The sequence below is a fragment of the Mucilaginibacter frigoritolerans genome (assembly GCF_007830615.1).
Classification (GTDB): Bacteria; Bacteroidota; Bacteroidia; order Sphingobacteriales; family Sphingobacteriaceae; genus Mucilaginibacter; species Mucilaginibacter frigoritolerans.
The window spans coordinates 95,553-122,431 of the sequence record NZ_VLLI01000013.1 but is presented as its reverse complement, the minus strand read 5'-3'; the positions used below and the strand labels follow the sequence as shown (position 1 = coordinate 122,431).

The following is a 26,879-nucleotide window of genomic DNA, read 5'->3' as shown; positions in this document are numbered from 1 at the left end:
ACAAAAATGCTAATCTTGTACAATAAAAATTATAGATGCCAGTTATTGCATAGTTATGAATAAATACCCCGTTTTAATTTTTTGTTTTGTATTGATCGCCATATCGGCGCAGGCCCAGAAATGGCAGCTAGGCCATTTTACAGATAGCAAAGGAAATACATCTGCCGGCTTTATCCGGATTGATGAATCCGCCCGCGGACCTGTTAAAAATGAAGGCTTTATTGAATATAAGCAGGATAAAAAGGCAAAAGAAGTTAAGATCAGCGCAAGCGGGTTACAATCTTTTGTCATGGGCCGGGATAGCTTTGTCGTTACACATGCCCCTCAAGGCCAATTTTGGCCACGGTATGAACTTGATTTTGTAAAAATTGTACTGGATGATGACCTTAAACTATATGCAACCTACAGCGAGCATAGCGCAGAACATTACGCAGGCGGTGGCGGTTCAGGATTTTCTATTGGCATCGGCGGCGGCACTGGTTTCGGCACACGTGGTTTCGGCGTAGGTGTAGGTGGTGGCGTTGAAATTCCGCTGGGTGGTTCAGGTGCTGGCAGAGGTGGTTATTATGGAGGTCCGGTTTATTACTATGGCGAAAATACTGCAGAAATGAAAATTATAACTAATGAAAACTTTGCAGATGTAATGACCGACGTTATGGGCGATGAACCCGACGTAGTTAATAAAATAGTTGCAAAAGCATATACGCTTCAAAATATGGATAGCTTAGTAGCTTACTTTAAACAGGTACAAGCGGCGCGTAGAAATCAAAATCAGTAGCTTTCTTGTAGTTGATGCTTGATGGTTTATTGAAATAAACTATCAAGCATCAACTACAAATTTTGTGCAATGACGAACCCGCTGGCCCAGGCCCATTGAAAATTATAGCCACCAAGCCACCCGGTAACATCCACACATTCACCGCCAAAATATAAGCCGGGTATTTTTTTCACTTCTAGTGTTTTAGATGATAATTCATCTGTCGATAATCCGCCGCGCATTACTTCTGCTTTATCATAGCCCTTATCACCCGCCGGTTTTACTTTAAATTCATGTATTAAATTGCTGATGTCTTCAATATCTGCTTTGCTTAACGATGCCAAATTTTTATCAGCCGGTAATTTATCACTTAATGCCTCGGCAAATTTACGGGTAAATAAGCCTGCCAGGTAAGCCAGTAACATCTTTTTGCCATTAGCTTCTCTTTCCGCTTGTATAAGTTCAGCAATATTTTGATTGGGCAACAAATCAATATATATAAACTCACCCGGTCGCCAATAGGAAGATATTTGCAATATAGCCGGGCCGCTTAGGCCCCAGTGTGTAAATAAAATGTTTTCTTCAAAGCTGACCCTGTCATTCCATACCCTGCAAAAAATACTATTGCCGGATAATTGCTCATACCATGGCTGGTCTTTTCCAGTAATAGTCAATGGCACCAGTGCTGGTGCAGTGTCATTAATTGCCAAGCCTAAGTTTCGCGCTGTCCGCAACCCAAAATCTGTAGCACCCATTTTAGGGATAGGTAAACCGCCGGAAGCAATTACAACTTTCGGAACCGATAGTTTTTCCGTTTTCCCACATCTTTCTATCGAAACAATAAAATTTCCATCAAGCTTTCCAATACTTTTCACCTCTGCATCACACCATATTTCCTGCCCTAAATCGACACAAAGACTAGTAAAAACATTGACTACATCCTTTGCTTTGTCACTTACCGGGAATAACTGACCCAATGTTTTTTCCTTACCCTCAATACCATATGTTTCGAAAAACCTAATGGTATCCTCAACCGTCCATTGGCTCAATGTAGATTTACAAAAGTGTTCATTCTCTGATATAAACTGCTGGGCTGTAGTATAAAGGTTGGTATAATTGCATCGGCCACCACCGCTGATTAGTATCTTGGCACCTACTTTATCATTTTTCTCTAATATCAGCGTACGCTTACCTAAAAAGCCGGCTTGCACGGCACACATTAGTCCGCAAGCGCCGCCGCCAATAATTATAGCGTCAAAATCTGTTTGTTTTATTAAATTTGCTGTCATGACCGGGGTTTCGCAAATATCAGAATTTGGAAAGATACTCATCTTTCTAATTACAGGAATAATAATGGTATGCTTTGCTTTTTTTATAAATAAAGTTTTAGCACCCAATAAACCTAATCCTGAAAAGCTAAGCTCATACGAATGCGGCGAAGAACCCACAGGCTCTGCATGGCTTCCTTTTAACTCCCGTTTTTATGTTATAGCACTCATTTTTTTATTATTTGATGTAGAAATGGTTTTTGTTTTCCCCTGGGCCATTGTATTTGGGAGTCATGAAATGAATAATGCCGATGGCCGATGGGGATGGCTTACTTTAACAGAAGTGTTTGTCTTTTTAGGTATCCTGATATTAGGTTTGGTTTATGTTTGGGTTAAGGGTGATCTGGATTGGATAAAACCCAATCCAATTGTTCCGGTAACTGATACTGTTATTCCGCAATCTCTATATGATAAACTAAATGCAGAGCAAAGCGTATATAAGATAAAAGAGTTTTCAATTAATACTGTACCAAGTGTACCATCAACCACAATTGACGCGCCCGAAACAACTACTGCTGTAAAAAAGCCTATGTTTAAACCAACTTTTAAAAAAACCGGTAATGAGTAACGATATAACAAGTGAAAACGGTGGTGTGGTTATCACTAAAATGAACGACTTGCTTAATTGGGCACGTTTATCTTCCTTGTGGCCCTTAAGCTTTGGTATTGCCTGCTGCGCTATTGAATTTATGGGTGCATTTGCATCAACCTATGATTTGGATCGCTACGGTGTTTTCCCACGACCTTCTGCACGCCAGGCGGATGTAATCATTATAGCTGGAACTGTCACATTCAAAATGGCCGAGCGTATTAAACGCCTTTATGAACAAATGCCCGAGCCTAAATATGTAATATCAATGGGGTCATGTTCCAATTGCGGTGGCCCTTACTGGCAGCATGGCTATCATGTTGTAAAAGGTGTTGATCGCGTAATACCTGTTGATGTTTATGTACAAGGATGTCCCCCACGCCCCGAATCACTGATTGGTGCCATTTTGGAATTGCAGAAAAAGATTGAAGGCGAAAAGTTAATCGGTTCAAATAAAGCAGCAATTCAACAAGCTTAATATCAAAGGATATAATTGGTTATATTTGGTTAACCTAGTTATAATTCTTTATATGAAAAGACTTTTTTCAGCATTCATTCTGCTGTTTGTATCCATTCTGCTGATTCAAAAAACAAAGGCTCAACCCACTAACCCTAAAAAAGATATCTTCCCGCAAGGCACTGTTTTTTATGAAAATATCCCCTATGCAAATGATACCCTCAAGAAGCATCTATTAGACATTTACCTGCCTCCTGCAAAAAAATCAAGCTATCCGCTTATCGTATGGATTCATGGCGGCGCATGGATGCTGAATGATAAGTATGCTGATATGGGCTACATGACCAATACCATAAAAGCTTTTATTGATAGTGGATATGCAATTGCCTCCATTGACTATCGTTACAGCACTACCGCTCCATTTCCAGCACAGATACAGGACTGTAACAAGGCAGTTGAATATTTATATCAAAATGGAGCTAAATATAGTTTAGATGTTAATAGAATTGCACTGATTGGCTTTTCAGCAGGCGGACACCTTGCTTCGTTGCTTGCATTATCCAATAATAATCACGTAAAGAGTTTTTATGCTGATGGAAACAAATCTCACTTCAAAATGAATCTAGTTCTTGATTTTTATGGGGCGTCAGACTTACTTACACTTAAAGGCAACGATGACAAAGACCCCAAAAATCCAATCACGCTGCTTTTAGGCGCGATGGTTACTGACAGACCAGATCTTGCCAAAAAAGCAAGCCCTGTTACATATATTGATAAAAATGATCCACCCTTCCTGATTGTACAGGGCGAAAAAGATCAATCCGTTAATCCTGATCAGTCCATTAATCTTAGTTTCCGTTTAAAAAATGCGGGGGTTGATAATGAACTCATCATTGTTCCGGATGCCCCGCACTATGGAGTTATGTTTGATGCGGAATTTATCAGGAAAAGGATTTTCTATTTCCTGGATAAGTACATGAAATAATCAGATAATGGTGAAAAACATTTTCTGAATAATTATTGGGATAATTATTAAACCGATTGAATATAAAATATACTTTTTATATAGTTTGCCATTATTGGCTTCATATCTTTTTGTAAGGTCTTCGTATCTGCCGTTATTAAATATCAGCAGGTAATTTAGTATCACAAAGGGCACAAAAAACGTAATAATAACAGAAATATATCCGTTTAATGGCCTGGCATTAAAAATATCAACCCCAAAAAATAAAGGCAGGTTTTTATTTACAATAACCTTCATCCAGTAAAAAATTGCAAACAGGTTTATACCCATCAGCAAGGAAATAGGTATAATGGTGTATAGTTTCCAATTTGTAGCCTCTACCTTTTTTTTTCTGATAGAAAAAATTGCATCAACCCAAATTTTATAATATAAATTCATTTATTATTAATTTTTATCGTGTTTCAACAAATCATCCTTCATTGCCTCCTCTGTCGATTCAATAGCATCTTCAACTGAATGGCTTTGCGTATTTGATTTGGCTTTTTGTGTTAGTTCAACTAATGTGCGATAATGTTCATACAGCGTATTTAATTGTTCTTCGCTCAAATCCTGAATGTTTAACAAACGGTTACTCGCATTATTATTAGCCGCAATTAATTCATTTAATTTAAGCTGAACAGCAATTGATTCTTTGTTTTGTGATTTCTGAATCAGAAAAACCATTAAAAAAGTAATTATCGAAGTGCCAGTATTAACAATTAACAACCACGTATTGGAGTAATGAAAAATAGGTCCTGATATTCCCCATATTAAAATTAACGCTACAGCCGCAATAAACACCGGAGAACTCCCACTATAAGTGGTAATGGTATTGCTTACCTTTTCAAATCCAGAAATATTTTCATTGACCGATGTACTCATTTTTGTTTACTTTCAATTATCAAGCCAATAAACAACAAATTGTTTGCTATGCTAATTTCAAGACATTTAAAAGCGCATAAAAACCCGGCTTTTATAAAAGCCGGGCCGGTATAAATTTAATTCCTCGCTTCAAAGCCTCTCGTTTTTTGAGAAGATTGAAGTAAGACTATTTCGTCATTAAAACACCATTTACACCATCGATAATACCATTTGAACAAGGCGTATCAAACGAGGTAACCTCTACAGTTGTGCCTTGTGAATCAGTAATGGCCAGCTTTTTATCCTTTACAGATAAAGTTAATTCCTGTCCGTCAATGGTTTTCAACGTTGCTTTACCCTTGCCTGCTACCAGTTCCTTAATCAACGCCGCTTTATCGTATTTGCCACTGATGATGTGGGCCTTTAAGAATATAACCAGCTTGGCCTGATTTTTCAGTAAACTATCTAGTTTTCCAGCAGGCAATGCACTAAATGCATCATTGCCTGGTGCAAGTAAAGTAAACGGTCCGGCGCCTTTTAAATCTGCATCTAACCCGGCGGTTTTAATGGCATTAACCAGCGTTGTTTCTTCAGCTACATTAGCCAAAGTGGCAAATATATCTTTTGTCGAATCTTGCGCTGTTGTTGTGGAGGTAGTTGCTGTCGTTTTCTTAACGGTATCCTTTGTTGCTGTTTGAGCAAACAGATTATTTGATAATAAACCGATAGACATTGCTGCTGCTACTATTAAAACTGTTTTTTTCATTTTCAATTAATTTATTAATGTGTAAATTTTTATTATTTAAAAACAACCATTTAAATTTCGTTGCAATTAATTTATTTAAGTTAAATTAACCCTCTAATGGTAGATATAGTTTTAAAGAAATGAAAAATAATCCTGCAAAGCTCATTAACAGCGCATTACAATAAGGAGTTTGCAAAATTAAAGGGCGAAAATATCCGAAAATAAAAACCTCGTTCCTACCTGTATAAAGCAACAACGAGGTTCATAATGGTTTTTTCGAATAGAAAACTATTGTCCCTGAGCCAGGGTATACCCTATCTTTCCACCAAATTTCATCAAAAACTCAACAGAACAAACTTTAACATCTTGTGAAAAATCAGCAGCTATATGTAATAGCTCCTTTTGAGTAACAGCAACTCCTGGTTTTTTCTCAAAACGTACACGGTACTCATTCACCAGTTCGGTATAAATTGATCCGGTTGGCCATACTTGGGTACCGCGGTTAGAGATCATCACCAAATCAAAATTATCGGTAAGTCTTTTCTTAGCTAGTTCCGCCAATTCAGCAGGTTGCAGATCATTTGATTCCACAAATACATCTACTCCAACCATTTCTTCTTCTATCCCGCGGGTAACAGTTAATTTATTTTTTGTTAGTATATGATGATCGGCATTAGCTCTGGTATCTAGGTTGGCTTTCTCAATTACACCACCATCAGCAGGTACTTTACCTAAATTAGCAATGATAGCATCTGCAAAAGCCTGTGTTCCTGATGATGGGATTGCTTTATCACCGAAATCACCAGTATGTACACCTTGCTCTAATGTATAAAGTAATGCATTTTCAATGGTAGCTGCATTTTTAGTAAAGCCCATATAGCGCAGCATTAAAATGCCCGAAAGCAACAAAGCAGTTGGGTTGGCAATACCTTTACCCATAATATCGGGTGCAGTGCCATGTACTGCTTCAAATATGGAAATATTATCACCGATATTTGCTGATGGAGCGAAGCCCAATCCGCCTACCAAACCTGCACAGAGATCAGATACGATATCTCCCTGCAAGTTAGTTAACACGATAGCCTGAAATTTTTCCGGATGCGTTACCAGCTTCATACAAAGATCATCAACAATAATATCTGATGATTCAATATCCTGATACTCCTTAGCAACTTCTTGAAAAACTTCCAGGAAAAGTCCGTCAGTCAGTTTCATAATATTAGCTTTGTGGCCACAGGCTAATTTGGTATAGCCCTTACGCCTGGCCATTTCAAAAGCATAACGAATTACCTGTTCGGAACCAGGACGTGTAATAATACGACGACCTACGGCTACGTCATACGTTAAAAGGTGTTCAATACCACCATAAGTATCTTCAATATTTTCACGGATAATAGTTAGATTGATAGGAATACCGGCTTTTGAAAAAACAGTTTCCACACCATTTAGCGTTCTGAAGTCACGCTGATTAGCATATGTGTTCCAAACCTTACGGGCTGTTACGTTAATACTTTTAACACCTTTGCCTTTCGGAGTTTCCATTGGGCCTTTAAACAGTATGCCCAGTTTTTCAATAGTATCTTTTGCGGCAGCAGTCATTCCTGTTGAGTGACCTGCATCGAAGTAGGATTTTCCCATCTCTACAAATTCATATTCCAGTTGCACGTTATTAGCGGCAAAAATCCTTAAAACGGCTTCCATTATTTCGGGACCTATTCCGTCCCCTTTGGCTACTGCAATTTTTGTATTCATAATATAAAGAACCTGCTTTGGTAAATTTGCCGCAAAGATAGTGGTTTTCAAGGCCATTTTACATGTATACTGGCAATATGAGCCAATTGTTACAATATCAATAAGTCTTTTAAATACTCAAATTTTTACATTACAAATGCGTTATCTCCGGCCAAAATGCTCAACTTTGCTATTTATTTTATCAAGCAATGGTTAAGAAACTGCTACGTTCACTTTTTACAACATTTATCATTTCCACACTGATCTCAACTGCCGCAACCTGTATTTTTTACGCGGTTTTACTAAAAACTGGCGATTACAGCCACGTTGTTCAAAAAATCGCCTCAGGTGTATTTTTGTTGAATTGCATTTTGCTGATTATGTCTTTACCAGTAATTTTTCTTTCAACTCCCGAATTATGGAACAATAAACCATTCCGTTTGGCACTATATTTTTCAGGTTCCATATTTTTTATCATTGCAGCATTATTTGAACATGTAAGTCAGCACGACAAGGAAGTTTATTTGCTTAACGGCGGCATATTTCTGTTGGTACACACATTTTTTTATTACAGGGCAACCAGATTACGGGCTAAGTAAAATCCGTTTTATCATATTTATATACTTTTTAAAAGATTTAGGCTAAACTTGCATTTACATAATGAAAGCATTTTACGGAGACCTTAAACTCGGAATTTTAGGCGGCGGTCAATTAGGGCGCATGCTGATACAACAAGCCATCAATTACAATGTAACGGTTAAAATCCTCGATCCTGACCGTGAAGCCCCTTGCCGTAAACTATGCGACGAATTTGTAGTTGGCTCATTGAGTGATTATGAAACTGTTTATAATTTCGGCAAAAAGGTAGATCTGTTAACTATAGAAATTGAGAAAGTTAATGTTGATGCACTGGAACAATTGGAAAAAGAGGGTGTTTTAGTTTATCCGCAGCCCCGCATAATCAGGCTGATACAGGATAAGGGCCTGCAAAAACAATTCTTTAAAGAAAACAACATACCAACCGCTGAGTTCCAGGTAATATCATCCGCCCAGCAATTAAAGGAAAGTCATATTCCTTTCCCATATATCCAGAAACTGCGCCGTGATGGTTATGATGGTAAAGGAGTGTATAAAGTTATTGATGAAAGCTATCTTAAAAATGCTTTTACAGCACCATGTTTAATTGAGCGTTGGATTGATTTTGAAAAAGAAATAGGTGTTATTGTAGCCCGGAATGAAAGTGGCGAAGTAAAAACCTTCCCATTGGTAGAAATGGAGTTTAACCCACAGGCCAACCTGGTTGAATTCTTAATTTCGCCATCTACTCTTCCATTTGAAGTTCATCAGGAAGCCGCCCAAATAGCGACCAAAATAGCAGAAGATTTAAAAATTGTAGGCTTACTGGCTGTTGAAATGTTTTTGGACAAACATGGTAAGATACTGGTTAATGAACTGGCTCCGCGTCCGCATAATAGTGGCCATCAAAGTATTGAAGGGAACGTAGTTTCACAATTTGAACAGCATTTGAGAGCCATATTTAACCAGCCATTAGGCGATACTGCTTGCCTTAATAATGCCATTATGGTAAATATTTTAGGCGAAGCCGGATACGAAGGACCTGCAGTTTATAAGGGCATCGAGAAAATATTGAAGTGCCCCGGAGTTTATGTACATTTATATGGCAAGGCATTAACAAAACCCTTCCGAAAAATGGGGCATGTAACCATTGTTGATGCCGACAGGGAAAAAGCAATTGAAAAAGCACGATTTGTTCAAGAAACTTTAAAAGTAATCAGCTAAAAAGAATGAACCAGAAGCAAGTAAAGGTTGGAATTATAATGGGTAGCAAGTCTGACCTTAATATTATGCAGGATGCTGCCGATATTTTAAAAGAACTTGGTGTTGATTATGAGATTACTGTAGTATCGGCCCACCGTACACCAGATCGTATGTTCACTTATGCCCGTGAAGCTGCAGGCCGTGGTTTAAAGGTTATTATTGCAGGCGCAGGTGGCGCAGCTCACTTACCCGGTATGGTTGCCTCATTAACCCACTTACCGGTTATCGGCGTTCCAGTAAAATCAAGCAATTCCATTGACGGTTGGGATTCCATCTTGTCTATACTCCAAATGCCAAATGGGATTCCTGTGGCTACTGTAGCGCTTAATGCCGCAAAAAATGCTGGCATATTGGCCGCACAAATACTATCAACAGCCGACGATCAAATTACTAAAAACCTGATTGCATATAAAGAAGAACTTAAGAAAAAAGTAGAAGGATCTGCTTTAGAAATGGGGAGTTTGTAATTAAAGATCAACAAAATCATATAAAAGCTTACTGGTTTAAAACTCAGTAAGCTTTTCTTTTTTATTAAGAAATCAATTCAATGCTGGGTTTTCAGGAAAATTGGCAATATGGGCATACCGCTGTCCCAATCCAATTACTGCCTTACGCCATAAATTTTCTTCAGTTCCCGTAAATATCGTATCTGGGTCTACACTACTGGCAACTATCCAACTATCCTCATTTATTTCGTCATCTAACTGTCTTGGTGTCCAGCCACTGTATCCTGTAAAAAACCTTATTTCATCACTTTGCAATTGATAACTGGTAATCAATTCCCTTACTGTTTCAAAATCACCTCCCCAAAAAATCCCTTCTGATATTTCAATACCATCAGCAATTTTTTCAGGACACCGGTGGATAAAATGCAAAGTATTTGCAGCCACCGGCCCTCCAACAAAAACCGGAATTTCTGAATAGGATAAATCAGGCAAGATATCACCCAATAAAAATTCACTCGCGTGATTTAAAATAAATCCCATCGCCCCTGCTTCTGAATATTCTGTTAGTAAAATAACAGATCTTTTAAAATTCGGATCCATCATAAAAGGCTCCGAAATCAACAAGCGCCCTGCGGCTGCTGAAATAGAACTTAGCATAGGCGTAAATTTTTGTCAATATAACAAGTTTTGTAAAAATATGTTCCGTTTTACGAAAATTGAAATAAATAATTTAAGAAAGAATCAAGAGTCAAAATTCAGAAACTAAAGGAAAATTTATAATTATTTTATTTTTCATTTCCCTAAAGTGTCATCTTTCCTTAATTTCTGAAGCTTTATTTCCAGTTTCTCTCTTTCACTATCATTTTACTTTTATATACGGGATAATTAATTTGTAAGTTTGTACCGATGAATCAGGAAGAATTACAAAATATACGAGAAGAATATAACGCTGCGGCATTATCAGAAGCTTCTACCAAAGCCAATCCGATGAAGCAGTTTGAATTATGGTTTGATGAGGCACAGGAAGCAAACGTTCCTGAACGCAGCGCCATGAACCTGGCTACGTCAACAAATGATGGCAGACCATCTTCAAGAATTGTTTTATTGAAAGGATTTTCAGACAACGGATTCATATTTTTCACCAATTACCTGAGCCGCAAAGGAAAAGAGATCAATAAAAATCCTAACGGTGCTATAACTTTCTTTTGGGCGGCCATGGAAAGACAAATACGCATTGAGGGTAATATAGAAAAAATAAGTAAAGAAGAGTCAGAGAAATACTTTCACTCGCGTCCTAAAAACAGTCAGATTGGTGCAGTAGTATCTCCGCAAAGCCAGGAAATAGAAAGCCGGGAAACGATTGAACACAAGTGGAACGAACTGGCAACTGAATATGAAGATAAAGAAGTCCCTAAACCATCTTTTTGGGGTGGTTATATTTTAAAACCACGATTAATTGAATTTTGGCAAGGCCGTCCAAGTCGCCTGCATGACAGGATCCTGTATAAAAAAATCGATAATAAAACCTGGAAAAAAGTTCGTTTGGCACCATGAATTTTGAGGAAGTTAAATTATTATTGGTTGAAAAATTTGGCGCTAATGTAATTACTGGTGAAGAAACAAGTGGCTTACAGCACGCTCTTTTAATTGAGCCTGATATGATTGGGCAAGTTTGCTTGGAACTTCGCAATAATACCAATACCTATTTCGATTTCCTTAGTTCTATAACTGGTGTTGATTATGGTACAGAAATTAATCGCTTTGGTGTGGTTTATCACCTGGCATCAATACCCTTCCAAACACAATTAACGTTAAAAATCAGTAAGGAAAACAATCGCTGTTTAAATGAACTTCCTTCGTTCCCCAGCATAACAGCTGTTTATGGCACTGCCAACTGGCACGAACGCGAAGCCTATGATCTTACCGGGATATTTTTTGAAGGCCACCCCGATCTTCGCAGGATTCTATTACCTGACGATTGGGAGGGCTACCCACTCCGCAAAGATTATAAAAATGCTGAATATTATAAAGGCATTAAAATCGATTAACCATTTGTTAACCATCGTCTATAAACCAAAACGCAAATAATCTTTAGGTCTTTACTCATTTCCCACCTTTTGCATTAAAAAGCAAAAACCTTTAAAGCAATAATTTCGTATAAATAGCCAAACATTGAATAATGGATAAACTATATATCCATTATCTTTTTTCAACCTATGGATATCATTAGAAGAGATAACATTTCTTACGAAGAGTTTATCGAGGAGCATTATAAGCCCGGTATTCCCATAGTCTTAAAAAATGCGGCAAAGGTATGGAAAGCCAACGGTCTTTTTACCCCTCAATGGTTTAAAGAAAATTATCCTGATCGTATAACTGCTTGCCAGGGTAAATCGTACAAAATGCAGGAAATAATGGATCTGGTTGAAACCAGTACTGAAAAAAATCCTGCTCCCTATCCTTTTATATTTAATATTCCAGAGCAATTGCCAGAACTAATACCCTTGATACAGCCACTTGATCTGAATTATGCATCACCTAACTGGCTTAAAAATAAAATGTTTAGCATTGGCAAATGGGGAGGCGCTACCGAATTGTTTATAGGAGGGCCGGGGGGTAAATTCCCGTATTTACACTTGGATTATTACCATTTAAATGCATGGATCACCCAGTTATATGGTGAAAAACAATTTACTGTTTTTCCGCGCGGACAAGAAGAACTACTTTATCCCTGCCCTAATGACCCATGGCGCTCAGAATTAAATATTTTTGAACCCGATTTCGAAAAATTCCCTAAGTATAAAGATGCTACCCCCATAAACTTTGTTGTTGGGCCTGGTGAAACCTTGTTTATCCCTTTTGGTACATGGCATACCGCGTATTCTTTAACCCCTACTATTTCTGTTGCCTTTGATACACTAAACAGCAAAAATCATAAGGAATTTATGAAAGACGTATGGACTTTTAAAAGTCGTCAAAGTAGAGCAAAGGCTGTGGCTATGTATAGTTATGCATGGCTGGCTACACAAAGCAGTAAAATAAGTGAAAGCTTTGAAGGCAGAGCTTTTTAAATTCGCCTAATTAATCAATATATATAATGTAGCTTGCAGTATAATAATTACTGCAGGCTTTTTTATTTTATTAAAATTGGATTTGAATTCGATAAATTTGAAATTCAAAAATAAGTCTGAAATTGAACATAACAGATAGTAAATACAGCGCTGCTCTTAACAATTATCACCAAAAAATTGCTTTTGCTGCTACCGAGGATATGGTGCTCAATATGGGCCCCCAACACCCTTCAACACACGGTGTATTACGGCTCGAATTGATAACTGATGGTGAAATTGTAAAAGAAGTAATTCCGCATATAGGTTACCTTCACCGTTGCTTTGAAAAACACGCTGAGTCATTAACGTATCAGCAAACCATTCCTTTTACCGACAGATTAGATTACCTGGCGTCAATGAATAACAGCCATGCCTTTGTAATGGGGGTTGAACGCATGCTGGGTATTGATAAGGATATTCCTAAACGTGTAGAGTATATCCGTGTACTGGTATGTGAATTAAACCGCATAGGATCGCATTTAATCGCAATAGGAACTTATGGTATTGATATTGGTGCCTTCACTCCTTTTCTGTGGTGCTTCCGCGATAGAGAGCACATTATGGGAATGCTTGAATGGGCATCTGGCTCAAGAATGTTATACAATTACATTTGGGTTGGTGGTTTATTTTATGATCTGCCGGTGGGTTTTGAAGAACGATGCCGCGAGTTTGTGGATTACTTTAAGCCTAAAATGGTTGAATTAAACCAGCTTTTAACCGACAATCAGGTATTTATTAACCGTACCGCAAACATTGGCGTATTGCCACTGGATGTTGCCATTAATTATGGCTGTTCGGGCCCAATGTTGAGAGGATCGGGCCTCAAATGGGATTTAAGGCGAATTGATAATTATTCCGTTTACCCCGAACTGGAATTCGATATCCCGGTAGGAAAAGGAGAAATGGGCACGATGGGTGATTGCTGGGATCGTTATAAGGTTAGGGTTGATGAGATAGAACAATCCCTTAAAATGATTGAACAATGCCTTGACAGGCTTCAAAATGAGCTAAAACGTACTCCTGACTTTGATCCTAGGGCCAAACTACCTCGTAAAACTATACCAAAAGCACAGGATTATTATGTGCGTTGCGAAGGCGCCAAAGGAGAATTGGGCTTTTATTTTATGACTGACGGAAAATCAGAAATTCCAACCCGTGTAAAGGCTAGGGCACCAAGTTTTAACAACTTATCTGTTCTGCCCGAAATTGCTAAAGGCGTAATGATAGCAGATCTTATAGCCATTGTAGGCTCTATCGACTTTGTATTGGGTGAGGTAGATAGATAATATAAAAAAAGGCGATCCAAACGGTTCGCCTTTCTCAATTGTATGTATTTGTTTTTTGGGTATTACTGATTGTAAACTTTCACCATAAATACATAGTTCTGCATTTTCTTAATTTGCTGAACACGATTTAATCCCGCCAAAACATTTTTTGAATTGATATTCAGATCACTCTTAAGTGAATCCGGTATATCCTGTATAGTCTTTAATAAGTAGCTTGATTTTACTGCAAAAGCAGCACCTTCAACATGAGTTTCTTTAGCATTTATTATACCAATTACATTACCCTTGCTATCTAATAATGGACCACCGCTGTTTCCAAAATCAACAGGGGTTGATACCTGATATTGGGTAGTGTCGCCTCTGAAACCAGTACTGGCAGTTAAAAAGCCCGGACCCAAAACTATTACATCACGCGGATATCCAATAGTGAATACATTTTCTCCAATGTCTGTATCGGCCTTTTTAAAGGCATACGGAATTGCACCAAATGTTTTAAATGAAGGATCGGTTATTTGTAATACTGCTATATCATCGCCTGGTTCAGAATATATTACTTTAGTACGATATGATTTGCCATCAAAGCTTTGAACGTAAACAGAATCAGCATCCTTTACAACATGATAATCTGTAACAATATATCCATTTGATGAAATAGCAAAACCGGTACCCCTAAAATTACCAGGATTAACACTTCCTTTGCCTGCATGGTTAAGACCGTTAACCTTAGATTGTAATGCATTAATTGATTTCTTAGTGTTAGCAATGTCGCCTTTCAGTTGAGCATAATTTAGTTCTTTGTTATTTAAATAACCTGTGAAAAACAAAGTACACAAAACCGCAAAAATAGCAATTGAAGCAGCTACAGATATCTTAGAATGGTGATTGCGCCACATGCTCACGATCCATGATGGATGAATTATTAACTCTTCTTCAAGGGAATGGACATCAATTTCACTATGCAAAGCATTTAAACGTTTTTCCAGTTCTAAACGCTCGCCATATTGCTTTATAAGGTTAACAAAATGTCTGTGTTCTGCTACCTTTTTGTTAAGGTTAGTGTCTTCATTGCGCAGAATTTCAAAACGGGCACGCTCGTCCTTAGTCATCTCGCCATTAAGATACCTTTCAATTTGTTCCAAAAGTTGATTATCACTCATCGCTTTTATCTCCTCAATTTTGCTGAAAAAATAATTTTTTCAGTCTTTGCAGGCATTTGTATTTTTGAGTTTTGGCATTATCCGCATTGGTATAACCAAAATCTTCACAGATCTGCTGCATTGATCTGTTGTTTATATAAAAATCTTCAATAATAGTTTTACAAGGTTCGCCTAATAACTGAAGGGCGCTTCCCATTTTATTAAATTGAATATCCCTTTCATTATTCTTTTCAGTTTCATCATCTACTGATAAATACTCCTGAAAATCTTTAATATCGCCCCCATAGCGGTTCATTTGTGCAAGCCTTTTAAGCCAAAGCCTCCGGCAAACAGAATAAATATATGTTTTCAGTTTGCTGCTTAACTCAAAATCGCCGGTCTTAACCTTATTATAAAGAACAATTATGGCTTCCTGATAAATATCTTTAGCATCATCAGCACTGCCGTTATTATTAATAATTAGTTGTAATACCATCGGAAAATAAGCAACATACAATCGCTTTAATACGCTATCCGAATTATTTAGTATACCAAGGATAACTTCATTATCTGTTGGTATTCCACTACTTAGCTCTTTACTCACTACTTAATACAATTTATGCGAAAATGTAACCCATTCTTCATAAAAAAAAATTAAAACCAAAATAAATTTTAGAATGCTGGCTTTTAGATGGTTGATACATCCGCTTAATTCAATTAATCTGTCGGGGTTAAATAATATTCTGCATAAATATTATAAATAAAACATTCCGTTCCTAATTAAAACTATTCATAGAATAGTTTTCAAAAAACCAAACACCGTAAAAATTGTTAATAATCAACATCTTAAAAAAATAATATTATGAAAAATGCATTTAAATTACCCTTGTTAGCCTTAGCCATTTCTCTATCTGTTATGGCCTGTAAAGGCAATAAATCAGGCGGGGCGGCCGATTCTGCAAAAGTTGATTCATCCTCATCAAGTGTTACAAAATCTGATACCACAGTAAAGGTCGATACGGTTAAACCAGCTACAGATACTTCAAAAGCAAAAGTCGATACCGTTAGCAAAACAGTAACTAAAGCTACAGATGTTAAAAAATCAGCAGTAAAAAAAGAACCTAAATAACAAAGTTTGAATTTTTAGTGGACTTTTAGTAGAATTTTAGTTGCTGATTACCAGGCATTTTTGTTATAATTTCATCAAAAGAATAAATTTTATATTTTTTTTTCAATTCAATGGGTTACCTTTTTTACTTTATAGTATTAAAGACTAAACATTCACAACTTAAAAAGAATAAAAATGAAAAATTCATTCAAAATGGGCGCTTTAGCTCTAGTTATCGCAGTTTCTTTCGCAGCTTGCAAAAGCAAATCAGCTACTTCTGGTACAGATTCAGTTAAAACTGATTCAGTTAAAGTTGATTCTGTAAAGAAAGATACTACTGTTAAAGTTGATTCAACTAAAAAAGACACTACTAAAAAAGACACTACTAAGAAAAAATAATCTTAGTCTTTCTGTTAATTTAGTTTTTAACTTACAAAAGGTAACATCTTAATTTTATTAAAAAATTATGGGTTACCTTTTGCTTTTTATGGTATTAAATGGAAATTATTTAATCACTTAAAAGAAAATTAACATGAAAAATTCATTCAAAATGGGCGCTTTAGCTCTAGTTATCGCGGTTTCTTTCGCAGCTTGCAAAGGTAAAGGTGCTTCAGGTAGCGCAGATTCAGCAAAAGCAGATTCAGCTAAAATGGACTCAGCTAAAATGACTGATACTACCAAGAAAACAGTTGACACTACAAAAAAGGCTGATACTTCTAAAAAAGCTACTGATACTGCTAAAATGAAAAAAATGTAATTTTTCATTATCAGAAAAAACAAAAATGCCCAGGATAAATATCCTGGGCATTTTTGTTTTTGTACCATTCACGTTATCAATACAGATAATTGAAATTTATTTAGGCTAATACGTCCAGATAATTAATTTTGCTGGCAAACATCCGGTTATGCATCAACCTATACTTTCTATAAACCATGCTACAGTAAGGTTCTTAAACAATACACTTTTTACCAATTTAAATTTCACCATAAATAAAGGCGAAAATTGGGCTTTAATAGGTAATAGCGGATCAGGCAAAAGCGCGTTACTACAAACTATTGCCGGCAGGTTCAATATAACAGGTGGCGATATTACCTATCATTTTTTTGAAGATTTTTTAAACCAGGCAGGCGGAAATCAACATCATTTAACTCATCATAAGTTAATTTCAATTGTTGAACCCAGGCATCATTTCCGTAATCTTTCAAATACTTCTGATTTTTATTATCAACAACGCTATAATTCTTCTGATTCTGAAGATGCATTAACCGTTAATCAATACTTGCAATCCATTACTATCCTCCCCCATTTCAGTAATTATTGGGACATGGATAAAGTAATTATGTTGTTAAATCTAAATCCGCTACTTACCAAGCAAATTATAAAATTATCAAATGGCGAAACAAAGCGCTTGATGATAGCTTCGGCATTACTAAAAAACCCGGCTATATTATTATTAGATAGTCCACTTACCGGCCTTGATGTTGAAACACGGACATTATTTACCTCCATTATTAAAGAAATAACGTCTTCCGGAATCAGCGTACTAATGGCCACCTCACCTTTCGAAATTCCTGATGCTATTACGCACGTTGCTGTATTGGAAAATAGAAGTATTATACAATCAGCGCCCAAAGACGCGTTTGATCCGCAATCATTTTTAAAAGAAGAAAAAGACTATATGGATAGCGGAGAACTTAAAGCGCTTTTGAACAACGATCCATCTAAAAAGGCGTATGAATTCATTGTAAAAATGAACGATGCTTTCATAAAATATGGAGACAAGATCATTCTTAACAAAGTAAACTGGCAGATTATTCCTGGTGAAAGGTGGGCTCTTCTCGGTCCAAATGGTGCAGGAAAATCAACCTTATTGAGTTTGATAAATGGCGATAACCCGCAGGCTTATGCCAATAATATTGTATTGTTCGATAAAAAACGCGGCACCGGTGAAAGTATCTGGGATATAAAAAGCAAAATCGGCTTTATGTCGCCCGAATTGCATCAGTACTTCCCTACTGATAACAGCTGTTTACAGGTAATTGAATCCGGCTATTATGATACTTTAGGTCTATTTAGGCCATCTCAAAAAAACAAAGCAGATATCGCTTTCCGCTGGATGAAGGCACTCGAAATAGAAAAATTCGCCAGGGTATTATTGAAAAACATACCGGCGAGTGCGCAACGTTTGTGCCTGTTGGCCCGTGCATTAATTAAAAATCCGGATCTTCTGATTTTTGATGAACCTTGCCAGGGACTAGACGCCCATCAGCAACAGCATTTTAAAAACCTGGTGAATACCATTTGCAGAATAAGTAATGTAACGCTGATTTATGTAACACATTACCAAAACGAAATTCCAGACAGCGTAACGAAGGTTTTGAGGTTGGATAAGGGCCGGGTTGTTAATTAAATTGTCAAAGTATTAATACCTTTCTGCTTTAACCTTCCACTTCGTATATTTGAAACATGAATACAGCCGATCTGTTGCAACGCGCTTTGCGGTTTGAGTTTTTAAGCCAGGATGAAGGTGTTTACCTTTATCATAATGCTTCTACTGCCGATTTGATGTACACCGCCAACGAACTACGTAAAATACAGGTTCCGCATGGTAAAGTAACCTGGCAGATAGATCGTAATGTAAACACTACCAATGTTTGTATTGCTAATTGTAAATTCTGTAATTTCTTTCGTCGGCCCGGTCATGAAGACAGTTATATTACTGATATAGAAACCTATAAACAAAAAATTGAAGAAACCTTCCGTTACGGAGGCGATCAACTGTTATTACAAGGTGGTCATCATCCTGACCTAGGCTTAAAATTCTATGCCGATACTTTCAGGCAATTAAAAGAGCTATACCCTACTCTTAAATTGCATTCATTAGGACCGCCAGAGATCGCACACGTTGCAAAACTGGAAGGGATGAGCCATATAGATGTATTACGTGAATTAAAAGCGGCTGGATTAGATTCACTTCCAGGCGCAGGTGCCGAGATCTTAAATGATCGTGTACGCAGGCTAATTAGTAAAGGTAAGTGTGGTGGTAAAGAATGGCTTGACGTAATGCGAGCGGCACATCAATTAAATTTACCAAGCTCTGCAACAATGATGTTTGGCCATATTGAAACGATTGAAGAACGGTTTGAGCATTTGGTTTGGATTCGTGAAGTACAATCCGAAAAACCCGAAGGGGCTTATGGTTTTATTGCATTTATTCCATGGCCCTTTCAGGATGATGGCACACTTTTACGTAAAGTAAGAGGCATAACCAATAATGTTACCGGTGATGAATATATCCGTATGATTGCGTTAAGTCGCATTATGCTCCCTAATATTAAAAACATACAAGCATCATGGTTAACTGTTGGCAAACCGGTAGCACAGATTTGCCTCCATGCAGGAGCAAATGATTTCGGATCCATCATGATTGAAGAAAACGTAGTTTCTGCTGCAGGTGCCCCACATCGCTTTACGGCAAAAGGTATTCAGGAATCTATAAAAGAAGCTGGTTTTGAACCTCAGCTTCGCACCCAAAAATACGAATGGCGCCAAATACCTATTCAAATTGAAGAACAAGTAATTAATTATTAGTCTTCAGGTTCTTGTATTCATATGGAAGATATCGAACAATACATACAGGCGCTGGTATTTGTATCAGAACAAAGCATCCGCACAGAAGAAATTATCTATTGCTTGCAGGCGGCTTTCAACCGTGACTTCACAGAGGATGAAATAAATAGTTATTTAAAAAGCATTACCGAAAGATACCAGGATAAAAATTTCGCCATTGAATTGGTTAAAACAAACAATGGCTATCAATTTTTAACGAAAAAGGCCTATCACCAGGTTATCAGTCTGTTGCAGATGCAACGTTCAAAAAAGAAACTAAGCCAGGCTGCATTAGAAACGTTGGCCATCATTGCCTACAAGCAACCTGTTACAAAACCCGACATTGAACAAATCCGGGGCGTAAATTGTGACTATTCTATCCAAAAATTGCTGGAAAAAGAATTAATTGCCATCGTTGGCAAGTCAGATTCCATTGGAAAACCTATACTATACGGTACAAGTGGTGTTTTTATGGATTATTTTGGTATAAACAACATAAATGAACTCCCTCAAATAAAGGATTTTACAGACAGTTCAGTATCCATCGGTGAGCAAACAGAGTGATTTTTTAAGATTTAAAATAATTTAAAAATCTTGTTTTTATTGAAAATGATTTTGATTATTTTTACTATCAAATACGATGGGAATGTATTTAATTGAAAAAGAAAATTTGCTTTTACTTACATTTAAGTTATTATTGAAAAAAGTTTTACTAAAAAATTCATGGCAATGGGAACTCCAAAAAAACCTGTAAACAAGAAAGTTGATTCTAAAAACACGGGCGAGGATGAAGAAGATGATGATAGCACACTTGATCAGCCTTCAAAGAAAAAGGTAGTTGATGATGATGACGATTTCGACGGCCCCTTAGATGATATCGGGTTCGAAAGTTATGACGACGACGAAGACGACGATTATTAATCATATAAAAATATAAATCTACTTTTAAAGCATTCAGACTATGCCTCTGAATGCTTTTTTTATAAATAAGTCACCCGATACAAGCATGCTAATAACAGAAGTTAAGGATAAAAAAACTAGAAAAGCATTTTTGGATGTAGCCCGTATCCTTTATAAAAACGATAACATTTGGGTTTGCCCCCTTGATAATGATATTGAAGCGGTTTTTGACCCGGCAAAAAATAATTTTCACCAGCATGGTAAATGTACCAGGTGGGTACTTAGAGATGAAAGCGGAAAATTGATTGGGCGGGTAGCTGCGTTTATCAATAACAAAAAGGCTTATAATTATGAGCAGCCCACCGGCGGAATTGGTTTTTTTGAGTGCATAAACAATGAAGAAGCTGCCTTTTTATTATTTGATACTGCTAAAAAATGGCTCCAGGCAAATGGGATGCAAGCCATGGATGGCCCGATAAACTTTGGCGAAAACGATAATTTTTGGGGGTTACTTGTTGAAGGCTTTACACAGCCCTCATATGGTATGAACTATAACCCGCCTTATTACCATGCTTTTTTTGAGCACTATGGATTTAAAACATCATACGCACAGATAACCAATCATTTAGATGTATTAAAGCCTTTTCCAGAGCGATTTTATAAAATAGCAAAATGGGTTACCAAAAAACCAGGGTATGAATTCAAGCATCTGAAAGCAAAAGAAATTGAAAAATTTGCAGCTGATTTTATGGAGATTTATAATGATGCCTGGAGAGATTTTGAAAACTTTGTACCCATTACTCATGCTACCATAGCTGAAAGCTTTAAAAAAATGAAGCCATTAATGGATGAAAATTTAATTTGGTTTGCCTATATAAACGATGAGCCAGCATCTTTTATGATTATATTACCTGACGCCAACCAAATGATTAAACCATTAAAAGGAAAACTTAATTTGATAGGTAAATTAAAATTCTTGTACAAAAAGTGGAAAGGCGTATCAAGAATGCGGGCAATTGTAATGGGGACAAAACAAAAGTTTCAAAATCACGGACTTGAATCGGGGTTATTTATCACTCTTGGTGAATATGTATTACCGTTAAATCAATATAAAGAGCTTGAGTTATCATGGGTTGGCGATTTTAACGACAAAATGCTAGCTATGCATCACGCAATGGGCGTAGCATTTGGTAAAAAGCATTTAACAATGCGATGCATTTTTTAGGCAAATCCAACTGAAAACTATGCAGTTATCCTGCTATGTCTTAGCTCTTCAAAAAGTTCAATAACTTTTTTTTGCAGATCAATGACTTCCGTCTCCCGGTCCATTAATTTTTTGTTCATGGTTTCCAGTTCGTTCACAATTTTCTGATCGTGCTCTGCATCAGTAAACGTAAGTAATTGAACTACCGTCATTTCAAACAAATTAGCTATCTGTTCAAGCCTTGACAAATTGATATCGGTGATACCGGTTTCAATTTTTGAAAAAGCGGGAATGGAAATATCCAATCTTTTTGCAACGTCTTCCTGGCTCCACGCCTTTTGATGACGCAATAGCCTGATTTTTTTTCCAAGTGTTTTCATATTGTTTTAACTAAGGATATAGGTTTCCCGTAAGTTAATAAAGTTACAATATTATTTATTATCTATCTAATTATCAACTATTTTCAACAATATTTTATTTTTAGACCAGTTAATTTTTTTATCTTAAAACTACAATGTGCGAAAAATGAGTTAATAAGCCATTAAATGAGGTATTTAAATAAAATTAAATTAAAAATTTATTTCCTCAAAAGCAAAAAACAAAATGACTTGAACTTCAATTCAAGCCATTTCTTGGTGAAACACATCCCGAAAAGTTTTTAATTATTGCTTTAAAAACTTTGAAGCAACCCAATCTTTATTCTTTTTATGGCCGATATATTTAAACCCGTATTTACCAGCTTCTTCTGTAATTATTGCAAGGTCAGGTATTTCATAAAAACCGCTGAAATAGATCTCCCCATTATCTTTCAAAACTTCACTATAACGCGCCATTTGATCAAGCAATATATTGCGGTTTATATTGGCCAGGATAATATCAAATTGAGTTTCAGGTACTACCTCTTTCGAGCCGCACAATGCAACTATATTATTTATCTCATTTAGTTGTGCGTTCTCAATAGTGCTTTCATAACAAACCGGATCATAATCAATTGCTGTAATGTTTGCGGCACCAAGCTTTGAAGCCATAATAGCCAAAATACCTGTGCCACAGCCCATATCTAACACTTCTTTATTTTCGAAATCATTTTCAAGAATAAGTTCCAGCATCATAGAGGTTGTTTGATGGTGGCCTGTACCAAATGCCATTTTAGGATCAATCACAATTTCATAAGGAAACTCAAGTCTTGGCTCGTGAAATGTCGCCCTCACAAAAACCTGGTCTTTTATTTCAATTGGTTCAAAGTTGCTTTCCCATACTTCATTCCAATTTTTTTGAGGTATTAGTAATATTTCATAACTAAAACTGAACATATCTTTATATAGGGCCAATACTGCATTCAGTCTTTCCTGGTTAAAATCAATAGCGGGTATGTATGCTTTAAATCCAAAATCAAGTTCCTCAAACGTGTCAAAACCAATTTCGCCCAAAGCATTTATCAACAGATCCTGTTGATAATCTTCTTCAGTAATAGTTGTAAAAAGTAATTCGTAATAATTCATTTTGGATAATGATTTGAAATTGGAGAAAAAAAGAAAGGTCTTTACTCCAGTAAAAATAAAACAAACAAGTCAATCAGCCAGTAAACCAGCTGAACGGCCCACATAAATAAGCAAACAACAATTAAGTGATGAACACCTGTAGCATAATCCCATATTAAATAGCCAATACCTGCCGCAAATAGTAAACAGATTAGCACAAAAGATATAAATGCCCACCATTTTCTTGTTTTTGATTTAGTTAATAAGTTATTCCAAACAGGTATTACTATGAGCAATTGGGTTAAAACTGCAACAGTAAATAATAAAGGGAGCGTAAATTTATAAAAAGCCATAAATCCAGCTAAAGAGCCTGTCCCAATTTCACCAATACTTAAATCAAAGTATTCAGGGTTATATCGTACTCCAATAAAATAAAGGCTAAACCCTGCAAATGGTGGCAATAATATCTTTAGCAGCTTTTTCATGAAATTTGTTTGAGGCGATAAAGGCCAGAAATTGGCTTGGGAGATTAACATTAAAAAACTTACGATGTTTTAAAAACATCGTAAGTCTAATTTTCAACATCTTCGTCTTTTGGAACTTCTGGACTACCTAAAGCCCTTAAATTGCCAATCTTAATTAAACACCTTCACAATATCTAAAAAATCACGTGATTTTAAAGACGCCCCACCAATCAAACCACCATCAATATCAGGCTGAGCAAAAAGTTCAGGAGCATTTTTAGGGTTGCAGCTACCACCGTATAAAATTGTAGTGCTGTTGGCAAGCTCCTGGTTGTATTTAGCAGCAATTTCAATCCTTATAAAAGCATGTATTTCTTGTGCTTGTGCAGCAGAAGCAGTTTTACCGGTACCAATTGCCCAAACAGGTTCGTATGCAATAACCAGGTTTCCAAATTGTTCTTCATCTAAATGAAAAACACCTTCTTCTAACTGGCTTTTTATAATTTCAAAATGTTTATTAGCCTCACGCTCTTCTAAAGTTTCACCAATACAAAAAATAGGTTTTAAGCCATTACTCAAAACAGTATCCGTTTTTTTAGCCAATAGTTCATTACCTTCACCAAAATACTGACGGCGCTCGGAGTGACCTAAAATAACATATTCCGCTCCTACAGATTTAATCATCTTTGCAGATATTTCACCTGTATAAGCACCAGATTCGGCCTGGTGAGCATTTTGAGCACCCAATGAAACTTTAGGATAACCTTTAGCCAATTGAGCCAGACTATGCAAATGAATAAACGGGCTGCAGATAACAGCTTCCTGCTTGCCGGTTACTTCGTCATTGATCATATTGATCATTTCAGAAAACAAACTTAACCCTTCATTATAATCAAGGTTCATTTTCCAGTTTCCGGCAACAATTTTTTTTCTCATGATTTTTATTTTAGTTGATTGTGTTAGATTAAGCTTTTTGACTTATATTAAGCTAGCCTGGGCTTTAAAATTGCTTTTCACTCCTCTTAAAATCGTCTATATTCTTCTGTTAATTCAAATACTTTCTTTAATATTTCCTGTTCATTTTCATCAAATGTACGATGATCGCGGCGGGCAAATACTTTACTTGCGGTGTCAAACATCTTTTTGATAGAATAAACTTCAAAACCTTGTGCTCCACCCCATGCAAAATCGGGCACAAAATTACGAGGAAAACCTGCACCAAAAATATTGGCACTTACACCCACTACTGTACCCGTATTAAACATGGTATTAATAGCACATTTGGCATGATCAGCCATAATAAGACCGCAAAACTGTAAGCCTGTTTTACGAAAACGCTGTGTGGTATAATCCCACAATTTCACTTCCTCATAGTTATTTTTAAGGTTAGAATTGTTGGAATCGGCACCGATGTTACACCATTCACCCAATACAGAATTACCTAAATATCCTTCGTGCCCCTTTGACGAATACCCCCAGATAACGGCGTTATTTAATTCGCCTCCAACCCTTGAATACGGCCCTACAGTTGTAGCACCATATATTTTAGCGCCCATTTTAACCTGCGAATGTTCGCAAATGGCAAATGCACCACGGATATTTGTGCCTTCCCATACTTCAGTATTGGCAGCCAGATAAATGGGACCGTTTGTTGTATTAAAAGTGGAGCACTCTGCGATGGCACCTTCTTCAGCAAAAAAATCTTCACCAATAATTACATTGGTTGAACTAATAGCAGCGCTTTTGCGACCCTTGGTAATCAGCGTAAAATCTTTTCTCAATTCTATATCATTCTTCCTGAAAATATCCTCTGGGTATTTGATCACTACGGGTGTATGCTCAAAATCAATTATATTCTTAAACTCAGTATATGGATCAAAATTGGTAGCTTCCTGTTTACCCAGCTTAATAGCTATTAAATAACCACCAACCTTCAAAGCCTCACCTATTTTTAACCGGCCAATTGCCTCAATTAAAAGTTCGTCAGGACAAACAGCGCCATTAATGAAAATATTTTCGTCTTCAACATTTAATTGAAATTTACCTTGAAGCCAGCTTTGAGTATAAAAAGAATGGTCGAGTTTCAGATACTTACTCCACTTTTCAGCAATAGTAAGTATACCAATACGCAAGTCAGCAACGGGACGTGTAAATGTAAGAGGTAGAAGCGTTTGGTGTGCGTTATCGTCAAACAGGATAATTGCCATGGCGCAAAAATAAAAAAAGTCCCCCGATGTACCGGGAGACTTGTAAATATTTTATAAACAAGATGATTATTTTTTGTTGTAACGGGTACGGAACTTATCAATACGTCCGGCAGTATCCACAAGCTTCATTTTACCAGTATAGAACGGGTGTGAAGTGTGAGAAATTTCTAATTTAATCAACGGATATTCGTTACCATCTTCCCATTTAACTGTTTCACGGGTATCGATGCATGATTTAGTTAAAAAAGCATAGTCGTTTGACATGTCTTTAAAAACAACTAATCTATAATTTGATGGATGCAGGTCTTTTTTCATTGCGTTATAACTTTCCTATAAAAGAGGTGCAAATGTAGTAATAAAATCCAAAAGTAAAAATACAAAAACAAAAAATGCAATTTTACCTACAGATTAGCAACTGACCGACTCATCTAATCGATCAGACAATTACTTTAAGGCATTTCCTGCGATACATAAAATACTATCAATCGGTAACAAACATTTTGCATTTGCCCATATATTTTAAAACACCGGGCTTCGTTAAATAATATACATGAAAAATATAAGAGAATGTGCTTTACGCATAGATCAGGCATTTCTATTCTTAAGTCATTATCCTT

The 26,879-nt window shown here is 36.6% G+C and carries 33 protein-coding genes; 19 read left to right on the top strand and 14 right to left on the bottom strand.

Annotated elements, in window-relative coordinates:
* The first annotated feature begins 55 nt into the window (after positions 1-55).
* Entirely contained in the window at positions 56-778 is a 723-nt protein-coding gene (locus JN11_RS24870) for a hypothetical protein (RefSeq protein ID WP_144915446.1), read from the top strand.
* A 53-nt stretch (positions 779-831) separates the two neighbouring features.
* Here the strand turns inward: JN11_RS24870 and JN11_RS19980 are convergent, their stop codons facing one another.
* Entirely contained in the window at positions 832-2,046 is a 1,215-nt protein-coding gene (locus JN11_RS19980; RefSeq protein WP_144915445.1) for a BaiN/RdsA family NAD(P)/FAD-dependent oxidoreductase, read from the bottom strand.
* On the opposite strand from JN11_RS19980, the gene JN11_RS19975 reads away from it, so the two are divergent.
* The 3 genes from JN11_RS19975 to JN11_RS19965 are packed head-to-tail and all read left to right on the top strand — an operon-like array spanning position 2,045 to position 4,116.
* On the top strand, positions 2,045-2,653 hold the full coding sequence (locus JN11_RS19975; protein ID WP_144915443.1) for an NADH-quinone oxidoreductase subunit A: 609 nt from the start codon (positions 2,045-2,047) through the stop codon (positions 2,651-2,653). The two genes, JN11_RS19980 and JN11_RS19975, sit on opposite strands and share 2 nt — an antisense overlap.
* A complete protein-coding gene (locus JN11_RS19970) occupies positions 2,646-3,152 on the top strand; it encodes an NADH-quinone oxidoreductase subunit B (RefSeq protein WP_144915441.1) in 507 nt (168 codons plus the stop codon). Before JN11_RS19975 ends, JN11_RS19970 begins: the two co-directional genes overlap by 8 nt.
* Before the next feature lie 52 nt (positions 3,153-3,204).
* Positions 3,205-4,116 (top strand): alpha/beta hydrolase, encoded by a 912-nt coding sequence (locus JN11_RS19965; RefSeq protein ID WP_144915439.1) that lies wholly within the window; start codon positions 3,205-3,207, stop codon positions 4,114-4,116.
* Here JN11_RS19965 and JN11_RS19960 read toward each other — a convergent pair whose 3' ends face one another.
* The 4 genes from JN11_RS19960 to JN11_RS19945 form a co-directional block, all read right to left on the bottom strand.
* Complete coding sequence (locus JN11_RS19960; protein WP_144915437.1) at positions 4,117-4,533, bottom strand: hypothetical protein; 417 nt, start codon at positions 4,531-4,533, stop codon at positions 4,117-4,119.
* A 6-nt stretch (positions 4,534-4,539) separates the two neighbouring features.
* Positions 4,540-5,016, bottom strand: coding sequence for a low affinity iron permease family protein (locus tag JN11_RS19955; protein WP_144915436.1), 477 nt, complete (start codon positions 5,014-5,016; stop codon positions 4,540-4,542).
* Between the two features lie 166 nt (positions 5,017-5,182).
* A complete protein-coding gene (locus JN11_RS19950; protein ID WP_144915434.1) occupies positions 5,183-5,761 on the bottom strand; it encodes a fasciclin domain-containing protein in 579 nt (192 codons plus the stop codon).
* Positions 5,762-6,028: 267 nt separating this feature from the next.
* Entirely contained in the window at positions 6,029-7,492 is a 1,464-nt protein-coding gene (locus JN11_RS19945; RefSeq protein WP_144915432.1) for an NADP-dependent isocitrate dehydrogenase, read from the bottom strand.
* A gap of 188 nt (positions 7,493-7,680) precedes the next feature.
* Between JN11_RS19945 and JN11_RS19940 the strand changes: the two genes are divergently transcribed.
* The 3 genes from JN11_RS19940 to purE all read left to right on the top strand — a co-directional run bounded on the left by JN11_RS19940 (position 7,681) and on the right by purE (position 9,777).
* Positions 7,681-8,070 carry a hypothetical protein gene (locus tag JN11_RS19940; RefSeq protein ID WP_144915431.1) on the top strand — a complete coding sequence of 130 codons (390 nt, stop codon included), beginning with the start codon at positions 7,681-7,683 and terminating at the stop codon, positions 8,068-8,070.
* Between the two features lie 61 nt (positions 8,071-8,131).
* The gene (locus JN11_RS19935) at positions 8,132-9,271 is read left to right on the top strand and encodes a 5-(carboxyamino)imidazole ribonucleotide synthase (RefSeq protein ID WP_144915429.1); all 1,140 of its coding nucleotides are present in this window, start codon (positions 8,132-8,134) and stop codon (positions 9,269-9,271) included.
* 5 nt (positions 9,272-9,276) lie between these two features.
* Positions 9,277-9,777: a 5-(carboxyamino)imidazole ribonucleotide mutase gene (purE, locus tag JN11_RS19930; RefSeq protein ID WP_144915427.1), complete on the top strand. Its 501-nt coding sequence runs from the start codon at positions 9,277-9,279 to the stop codon at positions 9,775-9,777.
* 72 nt (positions 9,778-9,849) lie between these two features.
* On the opposite strand, the gene JN11_RS19925 is transcribed toward purE, so the two are convergent.
* Complete coding sequence (locus JN11_RS19925) at positions 9,850-10,413, bottom strand: YqgE/AlgH family protein (protein ID WP_144915425.1); 564 nt, start codon at positions 10,411-10,413, stop codon at positions 9,850-9,852.
* Between the two features lie 249 nt (positions 10,414-10,662).
* Between JN11_RS19925 and pdxH the strand changes: the two genes are divergently transcribed.
* The 4 genes from pdxH to JN11_RS19905 all read left to right on the top strand — a co-directional run bounded on the left by pdxH (position 10,663) and on the right by JN11_RS19905 (position 14,152).
* Positions 10,663-11,310 (top strand): pyridoxamine 5'-phosphate oxidase, encoded by a 648-nt coding sequence (pdxH, locus tag JN11_RS19920; RefSeq protein ID WP_144915423.1) that lies wholly within the window; start codon positions 10,663-10,665, stop codon positions 11,308-11,310.
* On the top strand, positions 11,307-11,804 hold the full coding sequence (locus JN11_RS19915; protein ID WP_144915421.1) for an NADH-quinone oxidoreductase subunit C: 498 nt from the start codon (positions 11,307-11,309) through the stop codon (positions 11,802-11,804). Before pdxH ends, JN11_RS19915 begins: the two co-directional genes overlap by 4 nt.
* 168 nt (positions 11,805-11,972) lie before the next feature.
* Positions 11,973-12,827 (top strand): cupin-like domain-containing protein, encoded by an 855-nt coding sequence (locus JN11_RS19910; RefSeq protein ID WP_144915419.1) that lies wholly within the window; start codon positions 11,973-11,975, stop codon positions 12,825-12,827.
* A gap of 200 nt (positions 12,828-13,027) precedes the next feature.
* Positions 13,028-14,152, top strand: coding sequence for an NADH-quinone oxidoreductase subunit D (locus JN11_RS19905; protein ID WP_144915530.1), 1,125 nt, complete (start codon positions 13,028-13,030; stop codon positions 14,150-14,152).
* Between the two features lie 62 nt (positions 14,153-14,214).
* Here the strand turns inward: JN11_RS19905 and JN11_RS19900 are convergent, their stop codons facing one another.
* Both JN11_RS19900 and JN11_RS19895 read right to left on the bottom strand, forming a co-directional pair.
* Positions 14,215-15,309 (bottom strand): S1C family serine protease, encoded by a 1,095-nt coding sequence (locus JN11_RS19900; RefSeq protein WP_144915417.1) that lies wholly within the window; start codon positions 15,307-15,309, stop codon positions 14,215-14,217.
* A 13-nt stretch (positions 15,310-15,322) separates the two neighbouring features.
* Entirely contained in the window at positions 15,323-15,892 is a 570-nt protein-coding gene (locus JN11_RS19895; RefSeq protein WP_144915416.1) for an RNA polymerase sigma factor, read from the bottom strand.
* A gap of 258 nt (positions 15,893-16,150) precedes the next feature.
* Between JN11_RS19895 and JN11_RS19890 the strand changes: the two genes are divergently transcribed.
* The 8 genes from JN11_RS19890 (at position 16,151) to JN11_RS19855 (ending at position 22,131) form a co-directional block, all read left to right on the top strand.
* Positions 16,151-16,417, top strand: coding sequence for a hypothetical protein (locus JN11_RS19890; protein ID WP_144915414.1), 267 nt, complete (start codon positions 16,151-16,153; stop codon positions 16,415-16,417).
* Between the two features lie 174 nt (positions 16,418-16,591).
* Positions 16,592-16,795, top strand: coding sequence for a hypothetical protein (locus JN11_RS19885; RefSeq protein ID WP_144915412.1), 204 nt, complete (start codon positions 16,592-16,594; stop codon positions 16,793-16,795).
* A 133-nt stretch (positions 16,796-16,928) separates the two neighbouring features.
* Positions 16,929-17,153 carry a hypothetical protein gene (locus tag JN11_RS19880; RefSeq protein WP_144915410.1) on the top strand — a complete coding sequence of 75 codons (225 nt, stop codon included), beginning with the start codon at positions 16,929-16,931 and terminating at the stop codon, positions 17,151-17,153.
* A gap of 148 nt (positions 17,154-17,301) precedes the next feature.
* Positions 17,302-18,807, top strand: a complete 1,506-nt coding sequence (locus tag JN11_RS19875; protein ID WP_144915409.1) for an ATP-binding cassette domain-containing protein — start codon at positions 17,302-17,304, stop codon at positions 18,805-18,807.
* Between the two features lie 56 nt (positions 18,808-18,863).
* Positions 18,864-19,988 (top strand): CofH family radical SAM protein, encoded by a 1,125-nt coding sequence (locus JN11_RS19870; protein WP_144915407.1) that lies wholly within the window; start codon positions 18,864-18,866, stop codon positions 19,986-19,988.
* A gap of 21 nt (positions 19,989-20,009) precedes the next feature.
* Positions 20,010-20,570: an SMC-Scp complex subunit ScpB gene (gene scpB, locus JN11_RS19865; protein WP_144915406.1), complete on the top strand. Its 561-nt coding sequence runs from the start codon at positions 20,010-20,012 to the stop codon at positions 20,568-20,570.
* 165 nt (positions 20,571-20,735) lie between these two features.
* Entirely contained in the window at positions 20,736-20,927 is a 192-nt protein-coding gene (locus tag JN11_RS19860) for a hypothetical protein (RefSeq protein WP_144915404.1), read from the top strand.
* A gap of 85 nt (positions 20,928-21,012) precedes the next feature.
* Positions 21,013-22,131 (top strand): GNAT family N-acetyltransferase, encoded by a 1,119-nt coding sequence (locus tag JN11_RS19855; RefSeq protein ID WP_144915403.1) that lies wholly within the window; start codon positions 21,013-21,015, stop codon positions 22,129-22,131.
* A gap of 17 nt (positions 22,132-22,148) precedes the next feature.
* Here the strand turns inward: JN11_RS19855 and JN11_RS19850 are convergent, their stop codons facing one another.
* From JN11_RS19850 to JN11_RS19825, 6 genes are all read right to left on the bottom strand, one after another.
* A complete protein-coding gene (locus JN11_RS19850) occupies positions 22,149-22,490 on the bottom strand; it encodes a helix-turn-helix domain-containing protein (protein ID WP_144915401.1) in 342 nt (113 codons plus the stop codon).
* A gap of 282 nt (positions 22,491-22,772) precedes the next feature.
* Positions 22,773-23,612, bottom strand: a complete 840-nt coding sequence (gene prmA, locus JN11_RS19845) for a 50S ribosomal protein L11 methyltransferase (protein WP_144915399.1) — start codon at positions 23,610-23,612, stop codon at positions 22,773-22,775.
* 41 nt (positions 23,613-23,653) lie between these two features.
* Entirely contained in the window at positions 23,654-24,076 is a 423-nt protein-coding gene (locus JN11_RS19840) for a hypothetical protein (RefSeq protein ID WP_144915398.1), read from the bottom strand.
* 150 nt (positions 24,077-24,226) lie between these two features.
* Positions 24,227-24,991, bottom strand: a complete 765-nt coding sequence (tpiA, locus tag JN11_RS19835) for a triose-phosphate isomerase (protein ID WP_144915396.1) — start codon at positions 24,989-24,991, stop codon at positions 24,227-24,229.
* 86 nt (positions 24,992-25,077) lie between these two features.
* The gene (locus JN11_RS19830; protein ID WP_144915394.1) at positions 25,078-26,262 is read right to left on the bottom strand and encodes a GlmU family protein; all 1,185 of its coding nucleotides are present in this window, start codon (positions 26,260-26,262) and stop codon (positions 25,078-25,080) included.
* A gap of 66 nt (positions 26,263-26,328) precedes the next feature.
* Positions 26,329-26,577, bottom strand: coding sequence for a type B 50S ribosomal protein L31 (locus JN11_RS19825; RefSeq protein WP_144915393.1), 249 nt, complete (start codon positions 26,575-26,577; stop codon positions 26,329-26,331).
* Between the last annotated feature and the right edge of the window lie 302 nt (positions 26,578-26,879).

Coding starts and splice junctions, on each gene's coding strand:
- JN11_RS19970 (WP_144915441.1), top strand. CDS start 2,646: ATGAGTAACGATATAACAAGTGAAAACGGTGGTGTGGTTATCACTAAA.
- JN11_RS19875 (WP_144915409.1), top strand. CDS start 17,302: ATGCATCAACCTATACTTTCTATAAACCATGCTACAGTAAGGTTCTTA.
- JN11_RS24870 (WP_144915446.1), top strand. CDS start 56: ATGAATAAATACCCCGTTTTAATTTTTTGTTTTGTATTGATCGCCATA.
- JN11_RS19915 (WP_144915421.1), top strand. CDS start 11,307: ATGAATTTTGAGGAAGTTAAATTATTATTGGTTGAAAAATTTGGCGCT.
- JN11_RS19880 (WP_144915410.1), top strand. CDS start 16,929: ATGAAAAATTCATTCAAAATGGGCGCTTTAGCTCTAGTTATCGCGGTT.
- JN11_RS19870 (WP_144915407.1), top strand. CDS start 18,864: ATGAATACAGCCGATCTGTTGCAACGCGCTTTGCGGTTTGAGTTTTTA.
- JN11_RS19860 (WP_144915404.1), top strand. CDS start 20,736: ATGGGAACTCCAAAAAAACCTGTAAACAAGAAAGTTGATTCTAAAAAC.
- JN11_RS19855 (WP_144915403.1), top strand. CDS start 21,013: ATGCTAATAACAGAAGTTAAGGATAAAAAAACTAGAAAAGCATTTTTG.
- JN11_RS19825 (WP_144915393.1), bottom strand. CDS start 26,577: ATGAAAAAAGACCTGCATCCATCAAATTATAGATTAGTTGTTTTTAAA.
- JN11_RS19935 (WP_144915429.1), top strand. CDS start 8,132: ATGAAAGCATTTTACGGAGACCTTAAACTCGGAATTTTAGGCGGCGGT.
- JN11_RS19960 (WP_144915437.1), bottom strand. CDS start 4,533: ATGAATTTATATTATAAAATTTGGGTTGATGCAATTTTTTCTATCAGA.
- prmA (WP_144915399.1), bottom strand. CDS start 23,612: ATGAATTATTACGAATTACTTTTTACAACTATTACTGAAGAAGATTAT.
- JN11_RS19950 (WP_144915434.1), bottom strand. CDS start 5,761: ATGAAAAAAACAGTTTTAATAGTAGCAGCAGCAATGTCTATCGGTTTA.
- JN11_RS19910 (WP_144915419.1), top strand. CDS start 11,973: ATGGATATCATTAGAAGAGATAACATTTCTTACGAAGAGTTTATCGAG.
- JN11_RS19965 (WP_144915439.1), top strand. CDS start 3,205: ATGAAAAGACTTTTTTCAGCATTCATTCTGCTGTTTGTATCCATTCTG.
- JN11_RS19955 (WP_144915436.1), bottom strand. CDS start 5,016: ATGAGTACATCGGTCAATGAAAATATTTCTGGATTTGAAAAGGTAAGC.
- JN11_RS19840 (WP_144915398.1), bottom strand. CDS start 24,076: ATGAAAAAGCTGCTAAAGATATTATTGCCACCATTTGCAGGGTTTAGC.
- JN11_RS19850 (WP_144915401.1), bottom strand. CDS start 22,490: ATGAAAACACTTGGAAAAAAAATCAGGCTATTGCGTCATCAAAAGGCG.
- JN11_RS19890 (WP_144915414.1), top strand. CDS start 16,151: ATGAAAAATGCATTTAAATTACCCTTGTTAGCCTTAGCCATTTCTCTA.
- JN11_RS19975 (WP_144915443.1), top strand. CDS start 2,045: ATGACCGGGGTTTCGCAAATATCAGAATTTGGAAAGATACTCATCTTT.
- JN11_RS19900 (WP_144915417.1), bottom strand. CDS start 15,309: ATGAGTGATAATCAACTTTTGGAACAAATTGAAAGGTATCTTAATGGC.
- purE (WP_144915427.1), top strand. CDS start 9,277: ATGAACCAGAAGCAAGTAAAGGTTGGAATTATAATGGGTAGCAAGTCT.
- scpB (WP_144915406.1), top strand. CDS start 20,010: ATGGAAGATATCGAACAATACATACAGGCGCTGGTATTTGTATCAGAA.
- JN11_RS19905 (WP_144915530.1), top strand. CDS start 13,028: ATGGTGCTCAATATGGGCCCCCAACACCCTTCAACACACGGTGTATTA.
- JN11_RS19925 (WP_144915425.1), bottom strand. CDS start 10,413: ATGCTAAGTTCTATTTCAGCAGCCGCAGGGCGCTTGTTGATTTCGGAG.
- JN11_RS19830 (WP_144915394.1), bottom strand. CDS start 26,262: ATGGCAATTATCCTGTTTGACGATAACGCACACCAAACGCTTCTACCT.
- pdxH (WP_144915423.1), top strand. CDS start 10,663: ATGAATCAGGAAGAATTACAAAATATACGAGAAGAATATAACGCTGCG.
- JN11_RS19940 (WP_144915431.1), top strand. CDS start 7,681: ATGGTTAAGAAACTGCTACGTTCACTTTTTACAACATTTATCATTTCC.
- JN11_RS19980 (WP_144915445.1), bottom strand. CDS start 2,046: ATGACAGCAAATTTAATAAAACAAACAGATTTTGACGCTATAATTATT.
- JN11_RS19945 (WP_144915432.1), bottom strand. CDS start 7,492: ATGAATACAAAAATTGCAGTAGCCAAAGGGGACGGAATAGGTCCCGAA.
- tpiA (WP_144915396.1), bottom strand. CDS start 24,991: ATGAGAAAAAAAATTGTTGCCGGAAACTGGAAAATGAACCTTGATTAT.
- JN11_RS19885 (WP_144915412.1), top strand. CDS start 16,592: ATGAAAAATTCATTCAAAATGGGCGCTTTAGCTCTAGTTATCGCAGTT.